At 66.6% G+C, this 11756-nt stretch carries 8 protein-coding genes; 4 read left to right on the forward strand and 4 right to left on the reverse strand.

The genetic code is table 11. From position 1 onward, the window contains the following. The first annotated feature begins 63 nt into the window (after positions 1 to 63). Positions 64 to 972, forward strand: a complete 909-nt coding sequence (locus ACEF39_RS17320) for a LysR family transcriptional regulator (protein WP_500285951.1) — start codon at positions 64 to 66, stop codon at positions 970 to 972. A gap of 551 nt (positions 973 to 1523) precedes the next feature. On the opposite strand, the gene ACEF39_RS17325 is transcribed toward ACEF39_RS17320, so the two are convergent. Together ACEF39_RS17325 and ACEF39_RS17330 are read right to left on the reverse strand one after the other, a co-directional pair. Beyond that, positions 1524 to 4685, reverse strand: a complete 3162-nt coding sequence (locus ACEF39_RS17325; RefSeq protein ID WP_500285952.1) for an efflux RND transporter permease subunit — start codon at positions 4683 to 4685, stop codon at positions 1524 to 1526. A gap of 3 nt (positions 4686 to 4688) precedes the next feature. Further along, complete coding sequence (locus ACEF39_RS17330) at positions 4689 to 5825, reverse strand: efflux RND transporter periplasmic adaptor subunit (RefSeq protein WP_500285953.1); 1137 nt, start codon at positions 5823 to 5825, stop codon at positions 4689 to 4691. Positions 5826 to 5948: 123 nt separating this feature from the next. Here ACEF39_RS17330 and ACEF39_RS17335 point away from each other — a divergent pair, with 123 nt between their 5' ends. The 3 genes from ACEF39_RS17335 (at position 5949) to ACEF39_RS17345 (ending at position 8788) form a co-directional block, all read left to right on the forward strand. Further along, positions 5949 to 6629 carry a TetR/AcrR family transcriptional regulator gene (locus ACEF39_RS17335; RefSeq protein WP_500285954.1) on the forward strand — a complete coding sequence of 227 codons (681 nt, stop codon included), beginning with the start codon at positions 5949 to 5951 and terminating at the stop codon, positions 6627 to 6629. Between the two features lie 136 nt (positions 6630 to 6765). Then, the gene (locus tag ACEF39_RS17340; RefSeq protein ID WP_165378039.1) at positions 6766 to 7413 is read left to right on the forward strand and encodes a protein-L-isoaspartate O-methyltransferase family protein; all 648 of its coding nucleotides are present in this window, start codon (positions 6766 to 6768) and stop codon (positions 7411 to 7413) included. 16 nt (positions 7414 to 7429) lie between these two features. After that, complete coding sequence (locus ACEF39_RS17345) at positions 7430 to 8788, forward strand: TolC family outer membrane protein (protein ID WP_500285955.1); 1359 nt, start codon at positions 7430 to 7432, stop codon at positions 8786 to 8788. Between the two features lie 84 nt (positions 8789 to 8872). On the opposite strand, the gene ACEF39_RS17350 is transcribed toward ACEF39_RS17345, so the two are convergent. Together ACEF39_RS17350 and waaA are read right to left on the reverse strand one after the other, a co-directional pair. After that, positions 8873 to 10195: an amino acid transporter gene (locus tag ACEF39_RS17350; RefSeq protein ID WP_500285956.1), complete on the reverse strand. Its 1323-nt coding sequence runs from the start codon at positions 10193 to 10195 to the stop codon at positions 8873 to 8875. A gap of 235 nt (positions 10196 to 10430) precedes the next feature. After that, positions 10431 to 11729 (reverse strand): lipid IV(A) 3-deoxy-D-manno-octulosonic acid transferase, encoded by a 1299-nt coding sequence (gene waaA / locus ACEF39_RS17355; RefSeq protein WP_500285957.1) that lies wholly within the window; start codon positions 11727 to 11729, stop codon positions 10431 to 10433. Positions 11730 to 11756 lie beyond the last annotated feature (27 nt).

Here is an 11756-nt window from a genome sequence, read left to right on the forward strand (position 1 = left end):
TATCGTGCAGAAATTGCGGATAAAGCCCGCAACATTGACTTAACTTTCCAGGCTGGGCGAACAATGGACCGGATCGAGCGTTTCCGCATCTTTGCCCGGGTGGTGGAGTGCACCAGCTTCACCCGCGCCGCCGACCAGCTCGGCCTGCCCCGCTCCACCGTCTCGGCGGCCGTGGCGGAACTGGAGCAGCGGCTTGGCACCCGCCTGCTGCAGCGCTCCACCCGCAGGGTCTCCACCACCCACGATGGCGACACCTTCTACGTGCGCTGCCTGCGCCTGATCGCCGAGGTGGAAGACGCCGAGTCGCTGTTCCGCCAGGACGACGCACAGCCGAGTGGCCTGTTGAAGATCGATGTACCCAGCCGGATCGGCCGCCGCATCATCGCCCCGGTGCTGCCGGACTTCTTCGCACGGCACCCCCAGGTCGAGCTGGACCTGGGCATGACCGATCGCGCGGTGAATCTGATCGAGGACGGCTGCGATGCGGTGCTGCGGGTGGGCCAGCTGGGTGACTCCAGCCTGGTGGCCCGCACGCTGGGCCAGCTGGACTTCGTCAACGTTGCCGCGCCGGCGTACCTGCACGCGCACGGCGTACCGCAGCACCCCACCGACCTGCAGCAGCACCGCGCGGTGAACTATGCGTCGCCGACCACGGCGCGGGTGGAGCCGTGGGAATGGCAGGACGGCGCGCAGCTGCGCACGATGCCGATGGCCGGCTGGGTGCGGGTGAACAGCGCCGAGGCGTCGATTGCCTGCTGCGTCGCGGGGCTGGGACTGCTGCAGATTCCGCGCTACGACGTGCAGGCGGAACTGCAGTCGGGCGCGCTGGTGGAAGTAATGCCGCAGTATGTCGCGCAGCCGTTGCCGGTGACCCTGTTGCTGCCGCACCGGCAGCATCGCGCGCAACGTGTGCAGGTGTTCCTGGATTGGCTGGTGCCGCTGCTGCGTGAGCGGCTGCAGTTGCAGGGGTGATCGGCCGGGCGGCTGCCCGGCGCCCGCAGAGGCAATGGCAACGGCAAAAGCCAGAGCGGCTCTGGGTTGTTGCTTGGTTGGCGGGGAGGGGGCAGATGGCGGGACACGCCGCAAGTACGTCCCTGTAGGCTCGGCCACGGCATCCATGCCGTGGACGGTCCCGCCATCTGCCCCCTCCCCGCCTCCGATCATTTCCCGGTGACGGTCGGTGGATCCACGCCATGCGTGGATGAGGTGTATCGGAAAGCAAGAAGGGGTCGGATCCGTTTTCCAATGGAAAACGGATCCGACCCCAACCATCAGCACGCAGCTGTTGCTATTGCTTTTCGCTCTTCTTCCTTCTCTTCCTGCGGTGCAGGCCGCCGGAAAATGTCAGGGGCCGGCTGGGTGGGCTGGGCGGGGGTGTCAGCCGCATGGATGCGGCTGCCAAGCCTACAAGGACGTACTTGCGGCGTCCCCCGAACAGCCCACCCACCCGGCCCAGACTAGCGATCCCGCTTCTGAACCCATCGCAGAGGGGGCTCAGCCCGTTGGCCGGGAAACCCGGGGCATCACGCCCCGGATTCGTCCGGTTTGACCCGGAACCACGCCGCATACAGCGCCGGCAGGAACACCAGCGTCAGCACCGTGCCCACGATCAACCCACCCATGATCGAAATCGCCATCGAGCCGTAGAACGCGCTGCGCGACAGCGGAATCATCGCCAGCACGGCCGCAAGCGCGGTCAGCACGATCGGGCGGAAACGCCGCACCGTCGCATCGATGATCGAATGCCAGCGGTCATGCCCGGCATCGATGTCCTGCTGGATCTGGTCGATCAGGATCACCGAGTTGCGCATGATCATGCCCGCCAGCGCGATGGTGCCCAGTAGCGCCACGAAGCCGAACGGTGCGCGGAACAGCAGCAGGAACAGCGTCGCGCCGATGATGCCCAGCGGTGCGGTCACCAGCACCATCGCTGCACGCGAGAAGCTGCGCAGCTGCAGCATCAGCAACGTGGCCACCACGATCAGAAACAGCGGCATGCCGGCCTTGATCGAGTTCTGGCCACGCGCCGAATCCTCCACCGAGCCGCCGGTTTCCAGCAGGTAGCCACTGGGCAACTCGGCACGGATGCCATCCAGCGTCGGCACGATCTGCTGCACTACGTCCAGCGGCTGCATGCCATCGCTGATGTCGGCACGCACGGTCACCGTCGGCAAACGGTTGCGGTGCCAGATGATGCCGTCCTCGAAGGCGTATTCCAGCCGCGCGACCTGCGACAGCGTCACCGCGGTGCCGCTGCTGGTCGGAATCGCCAGGCTGCCGAGCAGATCCAGCTGCGCGCGCTCGTTGTCCGGGCCACGCAGCAGCATTTCGATCTGGCGGTTGCCTTCGCGATAGGTGCTCACGCTCATGCCCGACAACGAACTGCTGAGGAACTGGCTGACCTGCGCACTGCTGACACCCAGCGCGCGTGCGCGGTCCTGGTCGATCACCAGCCGCACCACCTTGCTCGGCTCGCTCCAGTCCAGGTTTACGTTCATCACGTGCGGGTTCTCGCGCACCTTGGCCTCGACCTTGCGCGCGATCGCCTGTACCTGGGCGATGTGCTCGCCGGACACGCGCATCTGCACCGGATAGCCGACCGGCGGCCCATTCTCCAGGCGCGTCACGCGCATCTGCACATCGGGGAACTGCTTTATCACTTCCTTCAGCATCCAGTCGCGGGTCGATTCGCGGGCCTTCGCGTCTTCGGTAAGCACCACGAACTGGGCGAAGTTGGTCGCCGGCAACTGCTGGTCCAGCGGCAGGTAGAAGCGCGGCGAACCGGTGCCGACATAGGCCACGTAGTTGCTGATGCCCTCGCGGCCCTTCAACAGCTTCTCCAGCTTGGCGGCCTGTGCCTGGGTCGCGGCCAGCGACGCACCTTCGGCCAGCTCGATGTCCACCATCAGTTCCGGCCGGGTCGAATCGGGGAAGAACTGCTGCGGCACGAAACGGAACAGCATCAGCGAACCGATGAACAGGGCGATGGTCGCACCGATCACCCACCAGCGATGGCGCAGGCAGGTATCCAGGAACGACCGGAAGCGGGTGTAGAACGGCCGCTGGTACGGATCATGATCGTGCGCATGCACCTTCGGAGCGATCCAGCGCGCGAGTGCCGGATACCGGTCGGCCCACTGCAGGCGCTTGGCACGCCAGCGGCCGGCAAGACTGTCCGGCTTGGGCAGCTGCGGATTGAACAGGTCCGGCAGCATCTTGTCGCCCAGGTACGGAATGAACAGCACTGCCGCGATCCACGACACCACCAGCGCGATGGTCACCACCTGGAACAGCGAGCGGGTGTATTCACCGGTGCTCGATGCGGCGGTGGCGATGGGCAGGAAGCCCGCTGCGGTGATCAGGGTACCGGTCAGCATCGGGAAGGCCGTGGACTCCCAGGCGAAACTGGCCGCACGCAGGCGGTCGTAGCCCTGCTCCATCTTGGTGGCCATCATCTCCACCGCGATGATCGCATCGTCCACCAGCAGGCCCAGTGCCAGCACCAGCGCACCCAGCGAAATCTTGTGCAGGCCGATGTCGAAGTAGTGCATGACGAAGAAGGTCATCGCCAGCACCAGCGGAATGGTCACGCCCACCACCAGGCCGGTACGCAGGCCCAGCGAGAAGAAGCTGACCAGCAGCACGATCACCACCGCTTCGGTGAGTACCTGCACGAACTCGCCCACCGACTCTTCCACCGCATGCGGCTGGTCGGACACCTTGCGCAGCTGCATGCCGGCCGGCAGGGTCTTCTGCAGGCGTTCGAACTCGGCATCCAGGGTGGCACCGAGCTTGAGGATGTCACCGCCGTCCTTCATCGCCACCGCCAGGCCGATCGCATCCTGACCCATGAAGCGCATCTTCGGCGAAGAGGGATCGGCAAAACCGCGCTTGACCTCGGCGATATCGCCCAGATGCAGCGTGCGTTCGCCCGCCTGGATCGGGAATCTGCGGATGTCCTCGATCGAATCGAACTGGCCGGTCACGCGCAGCTGCACGCGGTCGGTCGGGGTTTCGAAGAAGCTGGTGGCGCTGACCGCATTCTGGTCGGCCAAGGCCTGCTGCACCTGCTGCAGCGATACGCCCAGCGTGGCCAGCTTGGTGTTGGACAGCTCGATCCACACCTTCTCGTCCTGCAGGCCGACCAGGTCAATCTTGCCGACGTCGGGCACGCGCTGCAGTTCCAGCTGGATGCGGTCGGCATAGTCGCGCATCACGGCGTAATCGAAGCCTTCGCCGGTCAACGCATAGATGTTGCCGAACGTGTCGCCGAACTCATCGTTGTAGAAGGGCCCGACGATCTCCCTCGGCAGCGTCGCGCGGATATCGCCCACGCGCTTGCGCACCTGGTACCACAGGTCCGGGATCTGCCTGGAGCGCAGGCTGTCGCGCGCCATGAAGATCACCTGCGATTCGCCCGGCCGCGAGTACGAACGGATGAATTCGTACTCGCCGGTGTTCATCAGTGCTTTTTCGATCGGCTCGGTCACCTGCCGCGAGACCTGCTCGGCGGTGGCGCCCGGCCACATCGTGCGTACCACCATCGCCTTGAAGGTGAAGGGCGGATCTTCGGACTGGCCCAGGTGTTTGTACGACCAGGCACCGATGACGGCGAACGCCAGCATCGCGAACAACACCAGCGCACGGTTGCCCAGCGCCCATTCGGAGAGATTGAAGCGGCGCACGGGTCAGTGCCCCTTGCCTGCGGCCGGCGCCGGTTTGGCGGCCGACGGCGCCAGCACCGGGCGGTTCTGGCGATCGACCGGCGTCACCACCTGGCCTTCGCGCAGCAGATGGCCGCCGGCAGCGACCACCCAGTCCGCCGCGCCCACACCGGACACCACCGGCACGGCCTGCGCGCCATAGGCACCCACCTGCACCGGGATTGCCTTCAGCGCACCGTTGGAGGGATTGACCACCCACACGCTGGCCTTGCCATCACGGCCGCGCAGCACGGCCGCCAGCGGCAGCTGCAACGCGCCGCTGCGCCCGGCGGTAGCGAACACCCGCGCACTCTGGCCCAGTTCCACTTCGCTCAGCGCTTCCGGCGCCAGGCTGACGCGCGTGGCATAGGTGCGGGCCTGTGCATCGGCGGCCGGGGCGATCTCGCGCAGGGTGCCGGGCAGCAGTTGGCCCGGGCGGTTCCACAGTTCCACCTGCACCGACTGGCCGACCTTGTAGTCGCGGATGTTGCTTTCCGGCAGTGCGATCAACACCTCACGACCACCGTCGGCGGCCAGGGTGAACACCGTCTGCCCAGCGCTCACGACCTGCCCGGCTTCGGCCTGGCGGCTGGCAATCACGCCATCGGCGGGCGCGCGCAACTGCGCGTACTCGGCCTGGTTGCGAGCCACGGCAAGATTGGCCCGGGCGGCATTGGCCTGGCCCTGTGCGGCCTTGAACGCCGCCGTCTGCTGGTCCAGTGCCGAGCGGCTCACCAGCTGGTCTTCGGCCAGCTTGGCGTAGCGCTTCTGGTCATCGCGGGCGCGCACCAGGTCTGCTTCCGCCGCCGCCAGCTGCGCCTGCGATGCCGCTGCCTGCGAGGCGTAGTCGGCCGCATCCAGCTCAGCCAGCAGCTGGCCCTTCTTCACCCGCTCACCTGCGTCGACGTGACGCTTGACCAGGTTGCCACCCACCCGGAACGACAGGGGGCTTTCCTGGCGGGCACGCACCTCGCCGGGGTAGGCGGCCGCGGCTTGTCCATCCTGCGTGGTGGGATGCACCACCAGCACCGGAATGGCCGCCACCGGCTCGGCGGCCTGCTTGCCGCACGCTGCCAACACCACGACCAGTACGCCTACGCCCAACCAACGCATGTTTTTCATGAGGTACAGGACCTGAAAAGAAATCCGGGGGGAACGCGCCGGCAACATACTGTTGCAACGCGGACATTAGTGAACCAGCCGGTATAGTATAAATATCGAACCGCTTGGTCTAGTATTAGCGGGATGAGTTCTCCCACTTCCCGAAAGCCGTCGGCCAAGCCTGCTGCCAAGGCTGCCGGTCCCGGGCGCCCCAAGGATCTGGGCAAGCGCGCGGCGATACTCGAGGCAGCCAAGACACTGTTCATCGAACAGGGCTACAGCGGCGTGAGCATGGACAGCATCGCGGCCCAGGCCGGCGTCTCGAAGCTGACCGTATACAGCCATTTCGGCGACAAAGAGACCCTGTTCTCCGAAGCTGTGCAGTCCAAGTGCATCGAGATGCTGCCCGACGCGCTGTTCGTGGCCGACGTGGAAGGCCCCCTGCGCGACCAGTTGCTGGGCATCGGCATGGCGTTCTTCGAGATGATCACCTCCGACGCAGCCCTGTCGATCCAGCGGGTGATGATGGCTCCGGAGACCGACGAGCGCCTGCGCGAACTGTTCTGGCAGGCCGGCCCGCAACGCACCTGCGAGGCGCTGGCCGACTTCATGCGCTTGCGTGCCGAGCGCGGTGAACTGGACATCCCCGACTGCTACGTCGCCGGCCAGCAGTTCCTGACCCTGGTGAAGGGCGAAGTGCACATGCATATGATGTGCGGCATGCCACTGTCACCCGTCGAGACCGATGCTGCCATCCACGTGGCCGCCAGTGTGGATTTCTTCCTGCGCGCCTACGCCCCGCGAGAGGCCGGAACCGCTGGATAACCAAAACTGAACGAACCGGAGGTCGCGATGACTTCCGGCACTGCGACCCCGGCCACCCCGCAGCTGATGCTCTGGGCGCGCCGCCGGCCTCCGGCACCGGTAAAATGGCCGGCCCACTGCGCTGGATTTGAACCTCATGACGATTGATTACGCCCACGCCCGCGAACTGATGGTGGAACAGCAGATCCGTCCCTGGGACGTGCTGGACATCAAGGTGCTCGACGTCCTGGCCCGCCTGCCGCGCGAGGCCTTCGTCGCCGACGCGCACCGGGCGCTGGCCTATGCCGATGTCGAACTGCCGATCGGCAACGGCCAGAAGATGATGAAGCCGGTCGTCGAGGGCCGTACCCTGCAGGCACTGGATCTGCAGCCGGGTGACGAAGTGCTGGAAATCGGCACCGGCAGCGGCTTCCTGTCGGCCTGCATCGGCGCGCTGGCGCGCGACGTGCTGAGCCTGGAAATCGATCCGGAACTGGCCGCCGCTGCGCGCGCCCGCCTGGATGCCACCGGCCTGGGCACCAACGTGCGCGTGGAAGTGGCCGATGGCCTGGCCTGGCAGACCGAACGCCGCTTCGACGTGATCTGTGTCACTGGCGCCGTTGACGTGGTGCCGTCACAGTTCGCTTCGTGGTTGCGTCCGGGTGGTCGTCTGTATGTCATCCAGGGCCGTTCGCCGGCCATGGAAGCGCTGTTGGTGAAGGCCGATGGCAGCACCGAGTCGCTGTTCGAGACCGATATCGATTACCTGCGTGGTGCCGCCCCGGCCCCCCAGTTCCACCTCTGAGTCCAAGGAAGCCGCAATGATCCGCCGATCCCTCGCTGTTGCGCTGGCCACTGCCCTGCTGCCGTTGTCCGCCCATGCCGCCGACCTGCTGCAGGTCTATGAAATGGCGCGCAATGGCGACCCGCAGCTGTCCGCCGCCGAGTCCACCCGGTTGTACGACAAGGAAGGCGCCGTGCAGGCGCGCGCTGCCCTGCTGCCGCAGATCAACGGTGCAGCGCAGCTGAACCGCACGCGCAGCGAGCCGAACGCTGATGCCAACTCCGGCTCGTTCACCAGCAAGCGCCGCAGCTACACCGTTGATGGCACCCAGACGCTGTTCAACTGGACGCAGATCAACAACCTGCGTTCGCAGCGCGAGCTGAGCAAGGCAGCTGACTTCACCCTCGACTCGGCCAACGACAACCTGATCGTGCGCACCTCGGCCGCCTACTTCAACGTGCTGGTGGCGATCGAATCGCTGAACGCCGCACAGACCAACGAAGCGGCCGCGAAGAAGCAGTTCGACTTCGCCGACAAGCGCCTGGAAGTGGGCCTGGCGCCGATCACCGACGTGCACGAAGCCCGTGCCCAGTACGATCAGGCGCGCGCCAACACCATCGTTGCGCAGAACACCCTGGCCGACAACTACCAGGCCCTGACCGAACTGACCGGCCAGCCGGTGATGAACCTGAAGGGCCTGCCAGCCGATTTCCGTCCGGAAGTGCCGGCCAACCGCGGCAACCTGGACCAGCTGGTGCAGCAGGCAACCACGGAAAATCCGGCGCTCAAGGCGCAGGAGCTGAAGGTCGGCGCCGCCGAAGCCGGCGTGCAGGCGGCCCGTGGTGGCCATTACCCGACCCTGTCGCTGGGCGGCAGCTGGGGCAAGAGCGCGACCTGGGGCGACAGCGTCGGTGCCGGTTCGCTCTCACCCGATGCACGCACCAACAGCATCGGCCTGACCCTGAGCGTGCCGATCTTCTCTGGCGGCGCCACCCAGTCCGGCGTGCGCCAGGCCCTGGCCCAGCGTGACATTGCCCAGGATGGTTTCGAGCAGCAGAAGCGCGCGCTGGACCGCAACACGCGCAATGCCTACCAGACCCTGGTGCAGGGCATCAGCGAAGTGGAAGCGCGCCGTTTGGCCGTGGTTTCCGCACAGAGCGCCTACGATGCCTCGCAGGTTGGCCTGGAAGTGGGTACCCGCACGGTACTGGACGTGATCCAGAACCAGCGCATCCTGTTCTCCGCACAGCTGGATTACGCACAGGCCCGCTACAACTTCCTGCAGAACCGCCTGCTGCTGAGCCAGGCCGTGGGTGGCCTGGATGTGGCCGAACTGCAGGACATCAACCGCCTGCTGACCCAGGACGCGGGCAACCCGTCAACGACCACGAACTGAGTCGGCGCCACCAGTCTGATCAGAAAGCCACCCGCGAGGGTGGCTTTTTTTATTGATTGCAGATGGCTGCCGCCGCGCACGGTGCTAGCGCGACCGCCCCGCATGTCGACGTATCAGGGCGCCTGCCAGCACGACCGCCAGCACCATCAGCACCGGTACGAACAAGCGGGACGTGACTGCCGGCAACAGACACAGTGCGGTCGCTACAGGTGCGAGCAGCATCGGGATGCGCCGCCGTTCGCCAGCCGCCGCCCGTGCCTGCCATTGGTTGCGGGCAACGCCGAGGCATACCGCGGCCAGTACCAGCAGGCCAGCAGGCCCCGGCAGCTGTGGAAGCCAGCCCTCCGGCATCGACAGCGCCAACGTCGCCGCCAGCATGGTCAGCGCAATCGTCACCCGCAGACGCGCATCGGAGCCCGCATCGCCGGGTTCCGGAGGCCAGACCTCCACCCCCAACCGCGCGGCCAACAGCAGCAGCACCAACTGCAATGCCGCCAGCCCCGCGCCGCCCGCCAACGGCAACAGTGGCAGCAACCACTGCAGCTGCGGGACACCCTGCAACGCCACCGACAGCGGCCGCGTGCTGGCCAACGCAGCAAACTCGACGAGACCCGACTGCAGCGCAGCCAATACCATCAGCCACAACATCGCCATCAGCACCGCTGCGCCGGCGGCCCTGGAAATCTGCGAGCGAGGGCGCGACACCTTCCCGCAGAACCCTGCCAGCAGGCCCGCACCGAGTAGGACACCGAGCAATGCCACGCCCGCTGCCAGCACGCCGCCCAGGCCGAAGCGATAGGGCGCGGTCGCCGATGGCAGCCACGGAATCCAATGCGCGTAGTGCACATGGCGCGCTGCCAGCAACAACAGCAGCAGGCCAACGCCCAGCTTCACCGTCAGCAGTGCACTGGCCAACAGCAGCACGCGCGGCGTTCGCAGCAATGCAGCAGCAGCCCCCAGCAGCAACAACAGGATCGACGCCGCCAGCGACAATGGCATCCACTGCGCGGGCGAGGCATCGATGACCTCAGCGGCTGCGTACAGATGGCGCGCCATCGATTGCGCCAGGCCTGCGGTGGTCGCCGTCAGTTCCAGCAGCAGGGCAATCACCAGTACATCGGCGAACAGCTTGCCCCAGGCGGCACGCAGCAGACCATGCAGGCCTGAAGGATTCGGCAGACGCCGCATCGCCAGACGAAGGCAATACAGCATCGGCACCGCACCCAGCGCCGCCAGCAACAAGCTGAGAACAATGGCGGGCCCCGCCTGCGCCGCCGTGTGCTGGCCGACCAGAGCGACAACGCTGCCCCCCATCAGCAGGGTCAGCGCCACCACCAGCAGATGGTCGGTGCCCAGCCCTCGGGCCTGCGCACTGGCCTGCAGCACGTCTCCGTTGTCGCCGATCATTCAAAGCTCCCTTGATGTCGTCCAAGCGTGGTCGACAACAGGCTGGCAGCCTGACGCGGTAGGCGGAATCGGAATCTGCGCCATACGAACGATGATGTGACGGCTTGCACGCCGTGGACGACGGGAGCGGTCCAGCTACGACAGATTCAAGGCCATCAAGCAGGCTTGATGCAGGCGTTCACGACAGCGCAAAGCCGGGGCGCCCTTGAAACACCTGAGGGCGACAGGCGGGGCCTCAGGCCAGCGGCGGCGGCAGGTGCGGAGCCACCAGCTGCAGGGTCCGCTGCAGCGCGCCGCGCCCATTGCTGACCAGCGTGCAGCCGGCGCGGGCCATGTCTTCGCGCGCCTGCACGTCGTCGAGCAGGTGCAGCAGCAGATCACCCACCGCCTGCACGTCCTCGCCGATCAGCAGTGCACCGGCTTCGCGCATGCGCCGCGAGATCTCGGCGAAGTTGTGCAGATGCGGGCCGGTCACCGCTGCAGTGCCCATCGCCGCAGGCTCCAGCAGGTTATGCCCACCGATGGCCTGCAGGCTTCCCCCGACGAAGGCAACCTGGGCGCAGCCGTAGAACGGCATCAGTTCGCCCAGCGTGTCGATGACGAAGACATCGCTGCCGGCCCCGGGCCACTGCTGTGCGCGCCGCGTCGCCACGCTCCAGCCCTGCTCGCGGGCCAGCGCCTCCACCTTGGGAAAGCGCTCGGGATGCCGCGGCGCCCACAGCAGCAGCAGGTCCGGATGCTGCTGGCGCAGACGACGGTGCAGCTCGATCACCGCCTGCTCTTCGCCGTCATGTGTACTGGCCGCGATCCACACCGGGCGCGTGGCCGGTACGTGGGCATGGAACTGTTCGATGAAGGGCTGCACGTCCGGCGTGGCGATGTCGAATTTCAGGTTGCCCAGCGCCTGCACCTGTTCCGGCGCCGCACCCAGCTGCACGAAACGTGCGGCGTCATCCTGCGATTGTGCAGCCACGCAGGTGACCGTGCGCAGCGCACGCCGGATCAGTGCTGCCAGCACCCGGTAGCCGCGCAGCGATCGGGCCGACAGGCGCGCATTGAGGATGTAGACCGGAATGCGGCGGTCGCGGCAGCCGAACAGCATGTTCGGCCACAGTTCGGTTTCCAGGATCAACGCCAGGCTGGGCTGGAAGTGGCCGAGGAAGCGGTTGACGCTGCCGGGGACGTCGTACGGCAGGTACACGTGGTCGAGCGCATCGCCCCACAGCGCGCGCACCCGTTCCGAGCCGGTCGGGGTGATGGTGGTGATGACCCAGCGGATGTCCGGCCGCTGCTCGCGCAGCGCGTTGACCAGCGGCGCAGCGGCGTTGACCTCGCCCACCGAGACCGCATGCAGCCAGACCCGCGGCTGGCCGCTCGGCTGCGGATAGGACGCATAGCGTTCATCCCAGCGCCGGAAGTATTCACGGACCCGGAAGCCGCGCCAGACCAGGTGGTACACGGTGATCGGCAGCAGGAGGTACAGCACGGCCGAGTACAGACCGCGCAGGATCCATTCGACAGGGTCTTTACGCATGCGGCAAGGATACGGGAGCCCCCCGGG

Source organism: Stenotrophomonas indicatrix (genome assembly GCA_041545745.1).
Lineage (GTDB): Bacteria > Pseudomonadota > Gammaproteobacteria > Xanthomonadales > Xanthomonadaceae > Stenotrophomonas > Stenotrophomonas indicatrix_A.

Excerpts from the sequence above, each read along its gene's own strand:
- ACEF39_RS17320 (WP_500285951.1), top strand. The coding sequence starts at position 64 with ATGGACCGGATCGAGCGTTTCCGCATCTTTGCCCGGGTGGTGGAGTGC.
- ACEF39_RS17345 (WP_500285955.1), top strand. The coding sequence starts at position 7,430 with ATGATCCGCCGATCCCTCGCTGTTGCGCTGGCCACTGCCCTGCTGCCG.
- ACEF39_RS17330 (WP_500285953.1), bottom strand. The coding sequence starts at position 5,825 with ATGAAAAACATGCGTTGGTTGGGCGTAGGCGTACTGGTCGTGGTGTTG.
- ACEF39_RS17340 (WP_165378039.1), top strand. The coding sequence starts at position 6,766 with ATGACGATTGATTACGCCCACGCCCGCGAACTGATGGTGGAACAGCAG.
- ACEF39_RS17350 (WP_500285956.1), bottom strand. The coding sequence starts at position 10,195 with ATGATCGGCGACAACGGAGACGTGCTGCAGGCCAGTGCGCAGGCCCGA.
- waaA (WP_500285957.1), bottom strand. The coding sequence starts at position 11,729 with ATGCGTAAAGACCCTGTCGAATGGATCCTGCGCGGTCTGTACTCGGCC.
- ACEF39_RS17335 (WP_500285954.1), top strand. The coding sequence starts at position 5,949 with ATGAGTTCTCCCACTTCCCGAAAGCCGTCGGCCAAGCCTGCTGCCAAG.